Below are 17,168 nucleotides of genomic sequence, written 5' to 3' on the forward strand. Positions count from 1 at the left end.
GGCTCTTGCCCCACCACTCGGTGTCTCGCTAAGGCTCGGCATGCCCTCGAGGGTGCAAATACGGCAAAAGCACCGCGAGGCGGCCTTAAAGCCGACCTGGCTTTTGCGGGTGTCAGCATTCCCCCTGTGGGAGCCAGCCTGCTGGCGATGGACGTCAACGATAACGCGCCCTGTCTGGAGGATCGCGGTGTCTGTGTGTCCATCGCCAGCAGGCTGGCTCCCACATTTTTGAACTGGGCACATCCTCGAAAATCAGGTCGGCTTTCAGGCCGCCTCGCGGTGCTTTTGCCGTATTTGCACCCTTGAGGGCATGCCGAGCCTTAGCGAGGCACCGAACGAAAGGGGCAGGAGCGCTTGGTTACTTGGCGCTTTTCCAAGTGACTCGCCGTAAGGGCGGAACCATTACCCGGCATCACCCAAAAACAAAAAAACGCAGATACAAAAACGCCCGGCATAAACCGGGCGTTTTGTATTGACTTGATTAGCGAGCGGGCTCCGTCACTGTAGGAGCGAGCTTGCTCGCGATGCTCGTCAACGATGAAGCAGGGGTGTCTGACTTGACGCGTTGCTCTCAGGTTTTTCGCGAGCAAGCTCGCTCCAACCTTAGCGAGCGCGGTAAGTGATGCGCCCTTTGCTCAAGTCATAGGGCGTCAGCTCGACGCGCACTTTGTCACCGGTAAGAATACGAATGTAGTTCTTGCGCATCTTGCCGGAAATATGCGCGGTTACGACGTGCCCATTTTCCAACTCCACACGAAACATGGTGTTGGGCAGGGTGTCGACGACAGTGCCTTCCATTTCGAAGCTGTCTTCTTTCGACATGCAGTAAAGCCCTCGGTGTCCAATGAATGGCCCGGTGCAACTGCGCCAGGCAAAAGCGGCGTGCATTGTGCCCGAAAAATGGGGTTTAAGCCAAGGGGTTTAGGGTTTGCTCTAGTTCAGGATGACCCAGCGCTGGTTAACCAGCAGTTCGATGGGGCGATATTGGGTCTTGTAGCTCATCTTTTTGCAGTTTTTGATCCAGTAGCCCAAATAGACCGCTTCCAGCCCCAGTCGCCGGGCCTCGCCGATTTGCCACAGGATCGCGTAGCGCCCCAGGCTCCGGCGCTCCTCACCGGGTTCGTAGAAGGTGTAGACCGCCGAGAGACCGTTGGGCAGCAGATCGGTGACGGCTACGGCCAGCAACCGGCCGTCGAGACGAAACTCATAGAAACGCGAAAAGGGCAGGTCCCGCACCAGGAACGTCGCAAACTGATCGCGACTGGGCGGGTACATGTCGCCATCGGCATGCCGTTGCTCGATATAGCGCTGATAGAGGTCGAAATACTCTTCGCTGAACTGCGGCTTCGCCGGGCGCACCTGCAGATCGGCATTGCGTTTGAAAATGCGTTTCTGCTGACGGTTAGGCGTGAACTGAGCGACAGGGATGCGCGCCGGTACGCACGCATTGCAATTCTGGCAATGGGGCCGGTAGAGATGATCGCCGCTGCGACGAAAACCCATTTCGGACAGGTCTGCGTAGACATGCACATCCATGGGCTGGCTAGGGTCGAGAAACAGCGTAGTCGCCTGCTCCTCGGGCAGATAACTGCAAGAGTGGGGCTGAGTGGCATAAAACTTCAAACGCGCCAACTCGGTCATGATCAACCCTCGGTATAAGCTTTGAATTAAGTGTAAGCCACTCGCGCAAAAGCCGCTCAGCAAACCCAGCTGGCGCGGTTGGGCTGGTCCAGATGCTGCGCAAGGTAGTCCGCAAACACCCGGCGTGGAATCGCCCGGGCGCCGAGACTGTGCAGGTGGTCGGTCGGCATCTGGCAGTCGATCAGCACGAACCCCGAGTCTTTCAGATGTCGGACCAGTGTGGCAAAGCCAAACTTCGAGGCGTTGTCGGCGCGGCTGAACATGGATTCGCCGAAAAACAGCTGACCCATCGCCAGGCCATAGAGCCCGCCCACCAGCTCTCCTTCGTCCCAGACCTCCACCGAATGCGCGTAGCCGCGCCGATGCAGGTCGAGGTAGGCGTTCTGCATCGCCTCGGTAATCCAGGTCCCGTCGGCATAATCACGAGGCGCGGCGCACGCTTGAATGACGGCTTCAAAATCCAGATCGAAGGTCACTTGATAACGCTGTTGGCGCAACAACTTGTTCAAGCTGCGCGACACATGCAGTTCGTCGGGAAACAATACCGTGCGCGGATCCGGCGACCACCAGAGAATCGGCTGGCCTTCCGAGAACCACGGAAAACAGCCGTGGCGATAGGCCTGGATCAGGCGATCGGCAGACAGATCACCGCCCGCAGCCAGCAGCCCGTTGGGATCGCGCATGGCTTTTTCCAGGGGCGGGAAGGTCAGGGTGTTGCGTTGTAACCAAGTCAGCATGGTATCCGGGCTTACAGAAGGGGAGGGCGGTGGCGGGCTGGTCGGCCCGCCATCCAGTTTGCCGTCAAACGGTCGGAATGTCGTCGAGGTATTTTTCAGCGTCCAGTGCGGCCATGCAACCGGCGCCGGCAGACGTCACGGCCTGGCGATAGACATGATCAGCGACGTCGCCTGCCGCAAATACGCCGGGGATTTCGGTAGCGGTGGCATCACCGTCGTTGCCGCCCCGGACCAAAAGGTAGCCGTCGCGCATGGGCAGTTGCCCGATGAACAGGTCGGTGTTGGGCTTGTGGCCGATGGCGATGAACACGCCAGCCAGTGACAATTCGCTGGTTTGCCCGGTGTGACTGTCTCGCAGGCGTGCGCCGGTCACGCCGCTGGCATCGCCCAGTACTTCGTCCAGGTTCTGGTTCCAGTGCAGGCGAATATTGCCGTTGGCGGCTTTGTCGAAGAGCTTGTCCTGAAGAATTTTCTCCGCGCGCAACTTGTCGCGACGGTGGATCAGATGAACTTCCTTGGCAATGTTCGACAGGTACAGCGCCTCTTCAACGGCTGTGTTGCCGCCCCCTATGACCGCGACCACTTGTTTGCGGTAGAAGAAACCATCGCACGTCGCGCAGGCTGAAACGCCTTTGCCGGCGAACGTTTCTTCCGAGGGCAGCCCTAAATATTGCGCCGAGGCGCCGGTGGCAATGATCAGCGCATCGCAGGTGTAAGTGCCGCCGTCGCCGACAAGTTCGAACGGGCGTTGTTGCAACTTGGCGGTATGGATGTGGTCGTAGACGATCTCTGTGTCAAAACGCTCGGCGTGTTTTTGCATGCGTTCCATCAGTACCGGTCCGGTCAGTCCTTCGACGTCACCGGGCCAGTTATCGACTTCGACGGTGGTAGTGAGCTGGCCACCTGCCTGTATGCCGGTCATGACAACGGGTTTGAGGTTGGCGCGGGCGGCATAGACGGCCGCGCTGTAACCGGCAGGGCCGGAACCCAGAATGATCAGGCGGGAATGCTTCGCTTCGCTCATAAAAACACCTCATAAGCCTTTGTCACAAAAGAGAATGCATGCTCAAATTGAACTGCGTGTCTTGGGCACTTGGCTATGCTGTACTCAGGGGTTTGAAGCATGGCATCGGACGAACAAACCCGTACAATGCCGACGTGTTACGTAATATTCGGTGCGCTCCATGTTTATAAAAACCGGAGCGTAGTGTTAAAAGTAGTCCCAGTTGCGCCTGTTAACTTTTTTACCTGCCTGGATTGGGCAGTTTTTTTATAGTCATTCAACAGATGGACGCGCCATTGGCGCAGGAAAAGAAGCGTTTTGAAGAAATCCACCGCAGCACCCAAAACAGTCGTCGTTCCGCTCTGGCGCCAACACTTGCACTACCGGCTCAAGGAAGGTGCATTGATCGCCATCGGCGGCTTGTGCCTGTTCCTGATGATGGCCTTGTTGACGTACGGCAAGGACGATCCGGGCTGGAGCCATAACAGCAAGATCGACGATGTGCAGAACTTCGGCGGCCCGGTCGGCTCTTACAGCGCCGATATCCTGTTCATGGTGCTGGGTTACTTCGCCTACATCTTCCCGTTGTTGCTGGCGATCAAGGCCTATCAGATCTTCCGTCAGCGCCACGAGCCGTGGCAGTGGAGCGGCTGGCTGTTCTCATGGCGCCTGATCGGCCTGGTATTCCTGGTGCTGTCGGGCGCCGCGCTGGCACATATCCACTTCCATGCGGCGACCGGTCTGCCGGCCGGTGCGGGCGGCGCATTGGGCGAAAGCCTGGGTGACCTGGCCAAGAACGCCCTGAATATTCAGGGCAGCACGCTGCTGTTCATCGCGTTGTTCCTGTTTGGCCTGACGGTGTTTACTGACCTGTCGTGGTTCAAGGTGATGGACGTCACCGGCAAGATCACCCTCGACCTGTTCGAATTGTTCCAGGGCGCGGCCAATCGCTGGTGGGCCGCCCGGGTCGAACGCAAGCAGCTCGTCGCACAGCTACGTGAAGTCGATGACCGCGTGCATGACGTGGTCGCGCCGACCGTTACCGACAAGCGCGAGCAGGCCAAGGTCAAGGAACGCCTGATCGAGCGCGAACAAGCGCTGAGCAAACACATGCAGGAGCGCGAGAAGCAGGTGCCGCCAGTGATTGCCCCCGCGCCGCCCAAACCTGCTGCTCCGAGCAAACGCGTCGAAAAAGAGAAGCAGGCACCGCTGTTCGTCGACAGCGCCGTCGAAGGCACCTTGCCGCCGATCTCGATTCTCGACCCGGCCGAAAAGAAACAGCTCAATTACTCGCCTGAATCCCTGGCAGCGGTCGGCCACTTGCTGGAAATCAAGCTCAAGGAATTCGGGGTCGAAGTCTCGGTGGACTCGATTCACCCGGGCCCGGTCATTACCCGTTACGAAATCCAGCCGGCCGCCGGGGTCAAGGTCAGTCGCATCTCCAACCTGGCGAAAGACCTGGCGCGCTCCCTGGCCGTGACCAGCGTGCGCGTGGTGGAAGTGATTCCGGGCAAGACCACTGTCGGTATCGAGATTCCTAACGAAGACCGCCAGATCGTGCGCTTTTCCGAGGTGCTGTCGACCCCTGAGTACGACAACTTCAAATCCCCGGTCACGCTCGCCCTTGGTCATGACATCGGCGGCAAGCCGGTCATCACCGACCTGGCGAAAATGCCGCACTTGCTGGTGGCCGGTACGACCGGTTCCGGTAAGTCGGTGGGTGTGAACGCGATGATCCTGTCGATCCTGTTCAAGTCCGGCCCTGAAGACGCCAAATTGATCATGATCGACCCGAAAATGCTTGAGCTGTCGATCTACGAAGGCATTCCGCACTTGCTGTGCCCGGTCGTGACCGACATGAAGGACGCGGCCAACGCCCTGCGCTGGAGCGTGGCGGAGATGGAGCGCCGCTACAAACTGATGGCGAAGATGGGCGTGCGTAACCTGTCCGGCTTCAACGCCAAGGTCAAGGAAGCCCAGGACGCCGGCGAGCCGTTGAGCGATCCGTTGTACAAACGCGAAAGCATCCACGATGAAGCGCCGCTGCTGACCAAGCTGCCGACCATTGTCGTGGTGGTCGACGAATTCGCCGACATGATGATGATCGTCGGCAAGAAAGTTGAAGAACTGATCGCCCGTATCGCGCAGAAAGCCCGTGCGGCCGGTATCCACTTGATCCTCGCGACCCAGCGTCCGTCGGTCGACGTGATCACCGGTCTGATCAAGGCCAACATCCCGACGCGCATGGCGTTCCAGGTGTCGAGCAAAATCGACTCCCGGACCATCATCGACCAGGGCGGCGCCGAACAATTGCTGGGTCACGGTGACATGCTCTACATGCCGCCGGGCACCAGCCTGCCAATCCGCGTCCACGGTGCCTTCGTTTCCGATGACGAGGTTCACCGGGTGGTCGAGGCCTGGAAACTGCGCGGTGCGCCGGAGTACAACGACGAAATTCTCGCCGGCGTCGAAGAGGCGGGCAGCGGCTTTGAAAACGGCGGCGGCGGTGGCGGTGATGACGATGCCGAAACCGATGCCCTGTACGACGAAGCGGTGCAGTTCGTCCTGGAAAGCCGTCGCGCGTCGATCTCTGCGGTTCAGCGCAAACTGAAGATCGGCTACAACCGCGCCGCGCGCATGATCGAAGCCATGGAAATGGCCGGGGTCGTGACCTCCATGAATACCAACGGTTCGCGTGAAGTCCTGGCGCCTGGCCCGGTACGCGACTGATTTGATTTGATGCCTTGAATTGAAAAGCGAGGGCGCAGTGATGCGTCATCGCACTCCCCACGAATGTTATGAGGACTCCCATGCGTCTTATCCGCATGCTGTTGCTGCCGGTACTGGCTTTGACCACGCTCTCGGCCCACGCCGATGACAAGGACGTGGCGCGTCTGACCCAACTGCTGGAAAAATCCCAGACCCTGACCGCGCGTTTCTCCCAGCTGACCCTCGACGGCAGCGGCACCCAGTTGCAGGAAACCGCCGGGCAGATGTCGCTGCAGCGTCCTGGCCTGTTCTACTGGCACACCGATGCGCCGCAAGAACAACTGATGGTGTCCGATGGCAAGAAAGTGTCCCTGTGGGACCCGGACCTGGAGCAGGTCACGATCAAGAACCTCGATCAGCGCCTGACCCAGACCCCGGCGCTGCTGCTGTCCGGTGACGTGTCCAAGATCAGCCAGAGCTTCGATATCAGCGCCAAGGAAGCCGGCGGCGTGATCGACTTCACCCTGAAGCCGAAAACCAAGGACACCCTGTTCGACAGCCTGCGCCTGTCGTTCCGCAATGGCCTGGTCAATGACATGCAACTGATCGACAGCGTCGGCCAGCGCACCAATATCCTGTTCACCGGGGTGAAGGCCAACGAGCCGATCCCGGCGTCCAAGTTCAAGTTCGACATCCCGAAAGGCGCGGACGTGATCCAAGAGTAAGGCGCAGAACCTGTAGGAGCGAGCCTGTGTGGCGAGGGAGCTTGCTCCCGCTGGGGTGCGAAGCGCCCCCCAAAATGGGACTGCTGTGCAGTCCAGCGGGAGCAAGCTCCCTCGCCACAGGATTTCGCCAGACTTGAGAATTGCGTAGTGAAGAGAGGTTTCAACCGCACGTGATGGACCTGTTTCGCAGTGCCCCGATTGCTCAGCCCTTGGCCGCCCGCTTGCGTGCGGCCAACCTGGATGAGTACGTCGGTCAGGAACACCTGCTCGCTCGCGGCAAGCCTTTGCGCGAAGCGCTGGAGCAGGGCGCCCTGCACTCGATGATTTTCTGGGGCCCGCCGGGCGTGGGTAAGACCACCCTGGCGCGGTTGCTGGCGGAAGTGTCGGATGCGCACTTCGAAACCGTATCGGCAGTACTGGCCGGGGTGAAGGAAATCCGCCAGGCGGTGGAAATCGCCAAGCAACAGGCCGGTCAATACGGCAAGCGCACCATTCTGTTCGTCGATGAAGTGCACCGCTTCAACAAATCGCAGCAGGACGCCTTCCTGCCGTATGTCGAAGACGGCACGCTGATTTTCATCGGTGCAACCACCGAAAACCCCTCGTTCGAACTGAATAACGCCTTGCTCTCCCGGGCACGCGTCTACGTGCTCAAGAGCCTCGACGAAGCCGCCCTGCGCAAACTGGTGCATCGCGCACTGACCGAAGAGCGAGGCCTGGGCAAACGGCAGCTTACCCTCAGCGATGAAGGCTTCCAGATGCTGTTGTCCGCCGCCGACGGCGATGGCCGGCGTCTGCTCAACCTGCTGGAAAACGCTTCCGATCTTGCCGAAGACAACAGCGAGATCGGCGTCGACCTGCTGCAAAGCCTGCTCGGCGACACCCGTCGGCGGTTCGACAAGGGCGGCGAAGCGTTCTACGACCAGATTTCCGCGCTGCATAAATCGGTGCGCGGTTCCAACCCGGATGGCGCGCTGTACTGGTTCGCACGGATGATCGACGGCGGCTGCGACCCGCTGTACCTGGCCCGGCGCGTGGTGCGCATGGCCAGCGAAGACATCGGCAACGCCGACCCGCGTGCGCTGAGCCTGTGCCTGGCGGCGTGGGAAGTGCAGGAGCGCCTCGGCAGCCCCGAAGGCGAGTTGGCGGTGGCGCAGGCCATCACTTACTTGGCGTGCGCGCCGAAAAGCAATGCGGTGTACATGGGCTTCAAAGCGGCCATGCGCAGCGCCACCGAACACGGTTCTCTGGAAGTGCCGCTGCACCTTCGCAACGCGCCGACCAAACTGATGAAGCAACTCGGTTACGGCGACGAATACCGCTACGCCCACGATGAACCGGATGCCTACGCGGCGGGCGAAGATTATTTTCCGGAAGAACTCGAACCGCAGCCGTTCTATCAACCCGTGCCCCGTGGCCTGGAGTTGAAGATCGGCGAAAAGCTCAATCACCTCGCACAACTTGATCGTCTCAGTCCCAGGCAGCGGAGAAAATAGTGATTCCACTGGTCATTGCCGTTTCAATCGGCGGTATCGCCGGCACGCTACTACGCTTTGCCACAGGCAATTGGGTCAACGCTAATTGGCCGCGGCACTTCTATACCGCGACGCTGGCCGTTAATATCGTGGGCTGTTTGCTGATCGGCGTTCTGTACGGTCTGTTTTTGATACGCCCGGAGGTGCCGATTGAGGTGCGCGCCGGGTTGATGGTCGGCTTCCTCGGGGGGCTGACGACTTTTTCATCCTTTTCACTGGATACGGTGCGCTTGCTGGAAAGCGGGCAGGTGCCGCTGGCCCTGGGCTATGCGGCCATCAGCGTATTCGGCGGGCTGCTTGCCACCTGGGCCGGCCTGTCCTTGACCAAACTTTGATAAACGAGAAACCGACATGCTCGATTCCAAACTGTTACGTAGCAACCTTCAGGACGTAGCGGACCGCCTGGCATCCCGTGGCTACACGCTGGATGTTGCGCGCATCGAAGCGCTGGAAGAACAGCGCAAGACCGTCCAGACCCGCACCGAAGCACTGCAGGCTGAGCGTAATGCCCGTTCCAAATCCATCGGTCAGGCCAAGCAGCGCGGCGAAGACATTGCACCGCTGATGGCGGATGTCGAGCGCATGGCCAACGAGCTGAGCGCCGGTAAAGTCGAACTGGACGGCATCCAGACCGAACTGGATTCGATCGTTCTCGGTATCCCGAACCTGCCGCACGAATCCGTACCGATCGGCGCAGACGAAGACGGCAACGTCGAAGTACGCCGCTGGGGCACCCCGACTGCGTTCGACTTCCCGGTCCAGGACCATGTGGCACTGGGCGAGAAGTTCGGCTGGCTGGACTTCGAAACCGCCGCCAAGCTGTCCGGCGCGCGTTTCGCCCTGCTGCGCGGCCCGATCGCCCGTATGCACCGCGCCCTGGCGCAGTTCATGATCAACCTGCACACCAGCGAACACGGTTACGAAGAGGCTTACACGCCTTACCTGGTTCAAGCGCCAGCCCTGCAGGGCACCGGTCAGCTGCCGAAATTCGAAGAAGACCTGTTCAAGATCGCGCGTGAAGGCGAAGCCGATCTGTACCTGATCCCGACCGCTGAAGTGTCGCTGACCAACATCGTGGCCGGCGAGATCGTCGATTCGAAACTGCTGCCGATCAAGTTCGTCGCCCACACGCCGTGCTTCCGCAGTGAAGCCGGTGCCTCGGGTCGCGACACTCGCGGCATGATCCGCCAGCACCAGTTCGACAAGGTCGAGATGGTGCAGATCGTTGAGCCGTCGACCTCGATGGACGCGTTGGAAGGCCTGACCGCCAATGCCGAGAAAGTCCTGCAATTGCTGGGGCTGCCTTATCGCACCATCGCCCTGTGCACCGGCGACATGGGCTTCAGCGCCGTCAAGACTTACGACCTGGAAGTGTGGATTCCGAGCCAGGACAAGTACCGCGAGATTTCGTCGTGCTCCAACTGCGGCGATTTCCAGGCCCGTCGTATGCAAGCGCGTTTCCGCAACCCGGAAACCGGCAAGCCAGAACTGGTTCACACCCTGAATGGTTCGGGTCTGGCAGTCGGTCGTACCCTGGTGGCCGTGCTGGAAAACTACCAGCAGGCCGACGGTTCGATCCGCGTGCCTGACGTGCTGAAGCCGTACATGGGTGGCCTTGAGGTCATCGGTTAAATGGACTATCTGCCGCTGTTTCATAACCTTCGCGGCAGTCGTGTGTTGGTTGTCGGTGGGGGGGAAATTGCCTTGCGCAAATCCCGCCTGCTGGCCGAAGCCGGTGCGCTGCTGCGGGTGGTCGCGCCTGAAATAGAACCGCAATTGCGTGAACTGGTGGCCGGCAGCGGTGGCCAGTGCCTGCTGCGGGGTTACATCGAGGCGGATCTGGACGGTTGCGGGCTGATCATTGCCGCCACCGACGACGAGCCGCTGAACGCGCAGGTGTCTGCTGACGCGCATCGGCGTTGCGTGCCGGTCAATGTGGTGGATGCGCCTGCGTTGTGCAGCGTGATTTTCCCGGCCATTGTCGACCGTTCGCCGCTGATCATTGCCGTGTCCAGCGGCGGCGATGCGCCGGTACTGGCGCGGTTGATCCGCGCCAAGATCGAAACCTGGATTCCGTCCACGTACGGGCAACTGGCCGGTCTGGCGGCGCGTTTTCGCACCCAGGTCAAAGGTCTGTTCCCGGATGTGCAGCAGCGTCGGGCGTTCTGGGAAGACGTATTCCAGGGCCCGATTGCCGACCGGCAGCTGGCCGGGCAGGGCGCCGAGGCCGAGCGTCTGTTGCAGGCAAAAATCGATGGCGAAGCCCCGACGGCGACGGGCGAAGTGTACCTGGTGGGCGCCGGGCCGGGTGATCCCGACCTGCTGACCTTCCGCGCCCTGCGCCTGATGCAGCAAGCCGATGTGGTGCTGTATGACCGTCTGGTGGCGCCGGCGATTCTCGAATTATGCCGTCGCGATGCCGAGCGGGTTTACGTCGGCAAGCGTCGCGCCGATCACGCGGTGCCGCAGGATCAGATCAACCAGCAATTGGTGGACCTGGCCAAACAGGGCAAGCGCGTGGTGCGGTTGAAGGGCGGTGATCCGTTTATCTTCGGGCGTGGCGGAGAAGAGATCGAGGAACTGGCGGCCCACGGCATTCCGTTCCAGGTCGTGCCGGGTATCACGGCGGCCAGCGGTTGCGCGGCGTATGCCGGGATTCCGCTGACGCATCGCGATTACGCGCAGTCAGTACGGTTCGTGACCGGGCACCTGAAAGATGGCTCCACCGATTTGCCGTGGGCCGACCTGGTCGCGCCGGCGCAAACCCTGGTGTTTTACATGGGGCTGGTGGGCTTGCCGATCATCTGCGAGCAGTTGATCAAGCATGGTCGCGCCGCAGATACCCCGGCGGCGTTGATCCAGCAGGGCACTACGGTTAATCAGCGGGTGTTCACCGGTACCTTGGCGGATCTGCCAGGGATGGTGGCGGAGCACGAAGTGCATGCGCCGACCTTGGTGATTGTTGGGGAAGTGGTGCAACTGCGCGAGAAACTGGCGTGGTTTGAAGGGGCTCAGGCGCAGGTCTGAAGACCGCGTCGCTGCCATCGCCAGCAGGCTGGCTCCCACAGGATTTGTGGTGAAGCTGCAATCTTTGCCTCACCCAAAAATCCCACAGGATTTGTGTTGAGGCTGCAGTCTTCGGCATCACACAAATCCCTGTGGGAGCCAGCCTGCTGGCGATGGGGGCCTCAAAACCTGTAAATATCTCAAACCCTGCGCCAAACCCCTTTCCCGCTCAACCGCGCCCGGTCATGGGGTGCCGTGAAATCCTGCTTCGGCCCCTTAGGCACAACCCCTGTCGGGTTAATGGTCTTGTGGCTGCCATAGTAGTGATTCTTGATGTGCTCAAAGTCCACCGTCTCGGCAATCCCGGGCCACTGATAAATCTCGCGCAGCCAGTTCGACAGGTTCGGATAATCGGCAATCCGCCGCAGGTTGCACTTGAAGTGTCCGTGGTAAACCGCGTCAAAACGAATGATCGTGGTGAACAGCCGAATGTCCGCTTCGGTCAGGTATTCGCCCACCAGGTACCGATTGGCGCCGAGCAGCGCTTCCAGTCGATCCAGTTCCGCAAACAAACCATCGAAGGCTTCTTCATACGCCGCCTGCGAGGTGGCAAACCCGGCGCGATACACGCCGTTGTTCACGGCGGGATAAATCCGCTCGTTCAGCGCATCGATTTCGGCGCGCAGTGGCTGCGGGTAGAAATCCAGGTCATTGCCCGTCAGGTCATCAAACGCGCTGTTGAACATGCGGATGATCTCCGCCGATTCGTTGCTGACGATGCGGTTCTGCTGTTTGTCCCAGAGCACTGGCACCGTCACGCGGCCGGTGTAGTCGGCGGCATCGGCGGTGTAGCGCTGGTGCATGAAGTTGAAGTGATCGAGTTTGTCGCCGGTGGAGCCCAGGCTTTGGTCGAAGGTCCAGCCGTTTTCCAGCATCAGCCAGCTGACCACTGACACATCGATCAGGCTTTCGAGGCCTTTGAGTTTGCGCAAGATCAGCGTGCGATGCGCCCACGGACAGGCGAGTGACACGTAGAGGTGATAGCGCCCGGCTTCAGCCGCGAAGCCACCGACACCGCTCGGGCCCGGCTGGCCGTCGGCGGTCACCCAGTTGCGACGTTGCGCCTGTTCCCGTTGGAACGCGCCGTCCTTGCTGCTTTCGTACCACTGGTCATGCCAGCGACCTTCAACTAACAAACCCATGTCCGAGACTCCTCAACCGATAAGCGTTGGAGAAGAGTCTATGCCGATAGGTTCGATTAAAAAGCGCAAAGGTTGGGCGATGATGATCAGTTAAATCGATCTGTCCCGAGCGTCCCAATATTGCTGAGCCGTTTCGAAAGCTTGCTCGCGCGTCTGGCCGAGGCCGCGCAAGGCCAGGGCCATGGTCGCAATCAGGGCCATTTGCGGGTAGCTGTCGACCACGTCACCGCGCCACACGGCTTTCATGTGCTCGGGCTCGAGCGAGGCCGGTTTGACGTGGCGCTGGCTCGACAACTGCGGCCATTCCTCGTCCCAGCTTTCGCCGCCGGTGGTGCCGTACAAGTGACTGTCGGCATCCGGGTTGATCTCGATCTCGCCGCCATCGCCCTTGACCACAATCGCGGTGTCGCCGAGCAGGCCGCTGGCATCGCGATGCACTGCCTGGTAACCCGGGTGGAAAATGCTTTGCAGGCCGCAGCGCGCACTCAGTGGATTGAGGATGCGTGTCAGGGAATGGATCGGTGAGCGCAGGCCCAGGGTGTTACGCAGGTCGATCATTCGCTGCAGTTGGGGGGCCCAGTCCACCAGCGGCATGAACGCCAGGCCGCCGTTATCGAGGGCTGATCCGACCTGTTGCCAGTTGCGGCACAGGGGAATATTCAGGGTGTCGAGGAGTTGTTCGCTGTACAAGCGGCCGGCCGTGTGCGCGCCGCCGCCGTGCATGAAGATCCGGACACCGTTCTGCGCCAGGCACTTGGCCGCCAGCAGGTACCACGGCAGATGACGCTTCTTGCCGGCGTACGTCGGCCAGTCCAGGTCAACGTTCAGTGCCGGTGCCTGCAAGCGTTCGCGCAAGGCTTCGGTGAAACCGGCCATTTCCTCGGCGCTTTCTTCCTTGTGCCGCAGCAGCATCAGGAACGCACCGAGTTGGGTGTCCTCGACCTTGTCGTCGAGCACCATGCCCATGGCTTCACGGGCTTCTTCGCGCGTCAGGTCGCGGGCGCCGCGCTTGCCTTTGCCGAGGATCCGGACGAACTGGGCGAAGGGGTGTTCAGCAGGGGTTTCGAGGGTCAGTGCCGGATAGTCGGTCATAAGCAATTCGTCGGTTTGGGCAGGCCCGCCAGTTTCGCGGCGAGTTTGGCAGGGGTGCCTTTGAACAGCCGGTTCAGGTGCAGGCTGTTACCTTTCAGTGGGCCGAGCTTGATGGCGGTGTACTTGATCAACGGGCGCGTCGCCGGGGACAGCTGGAATTCGGCGTAGAAGCTGCGCAGCAGTTCGAGAATTTCCCAGTGTTCGGGACTCAACTCGATGTCCTCGGCGGCGGCGAGGGCGGCAGCCACGTCGTTGGACCAGTCGTCGAGGTCGACCAGGAAACCGTCCTTGTCCAGCTCGATGGCGCGTGCGCCGACGGTCAGTGAATTCATAGCCAACTGTTCACCTTGTCGTAGTGAATCGACAGCTCGACGAAGGCCGGGTAGTCGATGGCCTTGGCCGTGTCAGGAATCGCCAGCGCACGGGCCTGGGCATCTTCGGCCAGCACGAACAGCGTCGGGTTGCGCGCGTTCAGCGCGGCGAGTGGCGCGGTGCCGGGCTGCAACGCGTACACCGCGTCACCGGTCAGCAACAGCGCATCGTTCGGGCCGATCACGCGCAGGCAACTGGTCAGGCGATCGTCGCCGAACGGGGAATGAGACAACACATGCAAAGTCGACATCAGAGGGTGATCACCTGGTCGTAACGGTCAATGAGCGCGGTGATTTCGTGCGCGGTCAGCACCTGGGCTTCTTCGAGGGACAGGCCGTTCGGGTCCAGGCCACGCTCAGCTGCGCTGTCGCCACACACGAACAGGTCTTCAACACCGAACATCGGCAAAGCCTGCAGGTTGGCGCTCAGGTCTTTCTGGTGCAGCGCCTTGGCGTTCTGTTGTGCGGCGAGCTGGAACACACCGTCATCGAGAAACAGCAGGCCGATCGGCAGGTCGAACGCGCCGCCGGCCAGTACGATGTCCAGCGCTTCCCGCGCGCTCGGCCCGGACCACGGCGCCTGGCGGCTGATGATCAGCAAGGATTTAGGCATGTCAGGCGCCTCCGAAACAGATCAGGCGGTCAGCGTCCTGCACCGCGTCATGCAGCTGGCCGAGCCCGGACAGTTCCCACGGCGCGCCCACCGCCACGGCGTCACGCTGGTAGCGCCTGGCTTCTTCTTCGTTCAACACCCCACGGCGCAGGGCGGCCGCGATGCAGACCACGCCGTCCAGTTGATGCTCGGTGACGAACTTGCGCCATTGCTTGGGCAAGTCCTGCTCGTCCTGAGGCGTGACCACGCTGCCGGAAGCGTTATGCACGCCGTCCTGATAGAAAAACAGCCGGACAATCTCATGCCCACCGGCCAGCGCGGCCTGGGCAAACAGCAAGGCGCGGCGCGAGGAGGGCGCATGGGCGGCGGAAAACAGCGCGATGGCGAACTTCATGACGGACTCGATCAGCGAAACTGGGGGCATGATAAAGCTTTATCGGCGGGGCGGCGAAGGGGGTTTTCCCGGAAACCGAGTTGCCGCCATCGCGAGCAGGCTCACTCCTACAGGGATTTGCATTGTCCATAAAATCGAAACCCACCACAAAACCCTGTAGGAGTGAGCCTGCTCGTGATGGGGCCCCAACAGTCAGCACAACATTCAGCGCGGCATATATCCCAGCTGCCAACGCCGAGGAATCTTCAGCGACAGCACCCCCAGCGCCGCAGCCAACAGCCCACTCGCAAACAACGCCCTCAGCCCGAAGTGATGCTCCAGCACCGCGCCAAGCACCGCGCCGACAAACATCCCGGTCCACGGAATCAACTGCACCCGCCAGCCATTGCGCCGCTCGCCAAGCAACCAACGCCCCAGCCCACGACCGAAGCGCGACAGCGCACCGGTGACATACGTCAGCCCGACCGGCAGGCCGTTCACTTCCTCCACGGCCGCATTGAGCATGCCCATCGCGATGATCGCCGCCAGCAGCGCCGGCAATTGCTCCTCATAGGGCCAGGCCGCCGCCGCACACAGCAGCATCGCGATGCACAACAGCAAGGGCAACGCGCGACGGCCACCGACACGGCTGACCACGATGCCCAAGGCATTGCCGACGATGAACGTGAGCACCAGGATCAGCAGGCGCAAGGTCAGCCCGAGATTGCCATCGCTGATGGCCACGGCGAGACGGGTGGTGTTGCCGCTCATGAACGAAACGAAATCGCCGCTGGCCATGAAGCCGATGGCGTCGGTCATGCCGGCGAGCACCGAGAGGCTGGCCACCAGCGACAGGCCGATGCGTCCCCGCCATTTCTGGGTATGCAGATGGCCCGGACTGGTGCGGTGGCTGGAGGCTGATGGCAGCATCGGCGGTGGCATCCTTGAACGCAGGTTACGGAATCAACCCATAGAGCTCGCAGTACTCGAGCCAGTCCATGCCGGCCATCTCGGCCACTTCCTTGTGCACTTCCCGACGGTGCGCTTCGTATTCCTCGGCGCTGGCCGCGGTCAGTTGCAGCGTCAACTCCCAGGCAAACAAACCCCGGCGCTCGGCCTCCGCCTCGAAGGCTTCATGCAGACGCTCGTCGCGAAACTGCGCCGCGGTTTCGCCCTTGGCCTGGGCCAGCAGCGGGTTGAGGTTGTCGAGTTCGTGGCGCAGTTCCGGGCGCTCGTCGAGAAACTTTTCCAGCGCCTGTTCGTGTTGCTGTTCGGTTGCCGCCATGGTCGCTCCTTGATAACGGTTTACGATTGCTGCTTTTTAGCGGCCTTGGCGGCTGCGGCCAGGCACTCGAGGGCAAATTGCTCGGGGTACGTCATCTGGATCGGCGTGGTGTCGCCCTTGACGGTTCTTTCGCCGTCGAGGATGTAACGAATCCGCTTGTCGGTCACGCCGATTCGCTTGGCGATCCAGGACGGCGTCTGACCGATCTGGCTGATCAGCTTGTCGGCATATTCAGCAGTCGGTTTGTAAAACTCGGCGTTGGGGGTCATGACCTTTCCAGAAAAATGCGCCCGGGAAATCGGGCGATACGGCATTGATGGCGCGACAGGGTGCGCGAATCGTCACGCGGTGTCGCGGTATAAATGAAGTAAAGCAGAACGATGCGCCGTGCCACGGTGATACAGTCCGCTTTTTCTTGATGAGCGAACGCAATGCGAATTCTGATGGTGGCGCTGGCCGTAACGTTGCTGGCGGGCTGCGCTGGCTCGGTGATGGATGACGCCCGCACGGGAACCCCTTACAAAACCCTTAACTCGGACAAACCGGCCAAAGACGTCGCCCAGTGCGTGCAGTTCTCCTGGCAGGACGAGGCAGTGTTTGGCGTCGATGCCGGCGCCTATCTGCAACCTGGGAAGAAGGGCGGGTCCACCGTTTATACGCGTTCGGCCGAGTCGTTCGTGGACGTGACCACCGACGCCTCGGGCACGGTGTTGAGTTACTACGCGCAGCATGACGACTTTGTCGCCAAGCGCCGGTTGGCGGCGTTGGCGACTTGCCTCTGATCTGAGATTTGGCGAAGCCCCTCCCTGTAGGAGCGAGCCTGCTCGCGATGGCGGTGGGTCAGTCAACATCAATGTCGACTGACCCACCGCCATC

The 17,168-nt window shown here is 61.0% G+C and carries 20 protein-coding genes; 7 read left to right on the top strand and 13 right to left on the bottom strand.

All coding sequences use genetic code 11. From position 1 onward, the window contains the following. Positions 1–603: 603 nt before the first annotated feature. The 4 genes from infA to trxB form a co-directional block, all read right to left on the bottom strand. Positions 604–822, bottom strand: coding sequence for a translation initiation factor IF-1 (gene infA / locus EJA72_RS08745; RefSeq protein ID WP_002553999.1), 219 nt, complete (start codon positions 820–822; stop codon positions 604–606). Positions 823–933: 111 nt separating this feature from the next. After that, positions 934–1,641 carry an arginyltransferase gene (locus EJA72_RS08750; RefSeq protein ID WP_157711091.1) on the bottom strand — a complete coding sequence of 236 codons (708 nt, stop codon included), beginning with the start codon at positions 1,639–1,641 and terminating at the stop codon, positions 934–936. 56 nt (positions 1,642–1,697) lie between these two features. Beyond that, complete coding sequence (gene aat, locus EJA72_RS08755; protein ID WP_157711092.1) at positions 1,698–2,378, bottom strand: leucyl/phenylalanyl-tRNA--protein transferase; 681 nt, start codon at positions 2,376–2,378, stop codon at positions 1,698–1,700. Between the two features lie 64 nt (positions 2,379–2,442). Next, complete coding sequence (gene trxB / locus EJA72_RS08760) at positions 2,443–3,402, bottom strand: thioredoxin-disulfide reductase (RefSeq protein ID WP_157711093.1); 960 nt, start codon at positions 3,400–3,402, stop codon at positions 2,443–2,445. Positions 3,403–3,699: 297 nt separating this feature from the next. Here trxB and EJA72_RS08765 point away from each other — a divergent pair, with 297 nt between their 5' ends. From EJA72_RS08765 to cysG, 6 genes are all read left to right on the top strand, one after another. Then, positions 3,700–6,111: a DNA translocase FtsK gene (locus tag EJA72_RS08765; RefSeq protein WP_157711094.1), complete on the top strand. Its 2,412-nt coding sequence runs from the start codon at positions 3,700–3,702 to the stop codon at positions 6,109–6,111. 80 nt (positions 6,112–6,191) lie between these two features. Continuing rightward, positions 6,192–6,815 (top strand): outer membrane lipoprotein chaperone LolA, encoded by a 624-nt coding sequence (gene lolA / locus EJA72_RS08770; protein WP_059406617.1) that lies wholly within the window; start codon positions 6,192–6,194, stop codon positions 6,813–6,815. 173 nt (positions 6,816–6,988) lie between these two features. Then, the gene (locus EJA72_RS08775) at positions 6,989–8,311 is read left to right on the top strand and encodes a replication-associated recombination protein A (protein ID WP_027925133.1); all 1,323 of its coding nucleotides are present in this window, start codon (positions 6,989–6,991) and stop codon (positions 8,309–8,311) included. Further along, entirely contained in the window at positions 8,311–8,685 is a 375-nt protein-coding gene (gene crcB / locus EJA72_RS08780; protein ID WP_178129197.1) for a fluoride efflux transporter CrcB, read from the top strand. Before EJA72_RS08775 ends, crcB begins: the two co-directional genes overlap by 1 nt. Positions 8,686–8,701: 16 nt before the next feature. After that, a complete protein-coding gene (serS, locus tag EJA72_RS08785) occupies positions 8,702–9,982 on the top strand; it encodes a serine--tRNA ligase (RefSeq protein ID WP_157711095.1) in 1,281 nt (426 codons plus the stop codon). Beyond that, a complete protein-coding gene (cysG, locus tag EJA72_RS08790) occupies positions 9,983–11,377 on the top strand; it encodes a siroheme synthase CysG (protein ID WP_157711096.1) in 1,395 nt (464 codons plus the stop codon). It abuts the gene before it with no gap. Positions 11,378–11,556: 179 nt separating this feature from the next. On the opposite strand, the gene EJA72_RS08795 is transcribed toward cysG, so the two are convergent. From EJA72_RS08795 to EJA72_RS08835, 9 genes are all read right to left on the bottom strand, one after another. Next, positions 11,557–12,558, bottom strand: coding sequence for a glutathione S-transferase family protein (locus tag EJA72_RS08795; protein WP_157711097.1), 1,002 nt, complete (start codon positions 12,556–12,558; stop codon positions 11,557–11,559). 90 nt (positions 12,559–12,648) lie between these two features. Continuing rightward, positions 12,649–13,650 (bottom strand): glycosyl transferase family protein, encoded by a 1,002-nt coding sequence (locus tag EJA72_RS08800; protein ID WP_157711098.1) that lies wholly within the window; start codon positions 13,648–13,650, stop codon positions 12,649–12,651. After that, on the bottom strand, positions 13,647–13,982 hold the full coding sequence (locus tag EJA72_RS08805; RefSeq protein WP_157711099.1) for a TusE/DsrC/DsvC family sulfur relay protein: 336 nt from the start codon (positions 13,980–13,982) through the stop codon (positions 13,647–13,649). The genes EJA72_RS08800 and EJA72_RS08805 overlap by 4 nt, the downstream gene beginning before the upstream one ends. Further along, the gene (gene tusB, locus EJA72_RS08810; protein ID WP_157711100.1) at positions 13,979–14,272 is read right to left on the bottom strand and encodes a sulfurtransferase complex subunit TusB; all 294 of its coding nucleotides are present in this window, start codon (positions 14,270–14,272) and stop codon (positions 13,979–13,981) included. Before tusB ends, EJA72_RS08805 begins: the two co-directional genes overlap by 4 nt. Continuing rightward, complete coding sequence (gene tusC, locus EJA72_RS08815) at positions 14,272–14,634, bottom strand: sulfurtransferase complex subunit TusC (RefSeq protein WP_157711101.1); 363 nt, start codon at positions 14,632–14,634, stop codon at positions 14,272–14,274. Before tusC ends, tusB begins: the two co-directional genes overlap by 1 nt. A 1-nt stretch (position 14,635) precedes the next feature. Next, positions 14,636–15,028: a sulfurtransferase complex subunit TusD gene (gene tusD, locus EJA72_RS08820; protein WP_157711102.1), complete on the bottom strand. Its 393-nt coding sequence runs from the start codon at positions 15,026–15,028 to the stop codon at positions 14,636–14,638. 204 nt (positions 15,029–15,232) lie between these two features. Beyond that, the gene (locus tag EJA72_RS08825) at positions 15,233–15,937 is read right to left on the bottom strand and encodes a YoaK family protein (RefSeq protein WP_157711103.1); all 705 of its coding nucleotides are present in this window, start codon (positions 15,935–15,937) and stop codon (positions 15,233–15,235) included. Positions 15,938–15,962: 25 nt separating this feature from the next. After that, positions 15,963–16,292 carry a DUF6388 family protein gene (locus EJA72_RS08830; protein WP_157711104.1) on the bottom strand — a complete coding sequence of 110 codons (330 nt, stop codon included), beginning with the start codon at positions 16,290–16,292 and terminating at the stop codon, positions 15,963–15,965. A 20-nt stretch (positions 16,293–16,312) separates the two neighbouring features. Beyond that, complete coding sequence (locus EJA72_RS08835) at positions 16,313–16,561, bottom strand: hypothetical protein (RefSeq protein WP_157711105.1); 249 nt, start codon at positions 16,559–16,561, stop codon at positions 16,313–16,315. Positions 16,562–16,723: 162 nt separating this feature from the next. Here EJA72_RS08835 and EJA72_RS08840 point away from each other — a divergent pair, with 162 nt between their 5' ends. Further along, positions 16,724–17,074, top strand: coding sequence for a hypothetical protein (locus EJA72_RS08840; protein ID WP_157711106.1), 351 nt, complete (start codon positions 16,724–16,726; stop codon positions 17,072–17,074). Positions 17,075–17,168: the final 94 nt, after the last annotated feature.

Source organism: Pseudomonas sp. PB120 (assembly GCF_009761815.1).
Lineage (GTDB): Bacteria > Pseudomonadota > Gammaproteobacteria > Pseudomonadales > Pseudomonadaceae > Aquipseudomonas.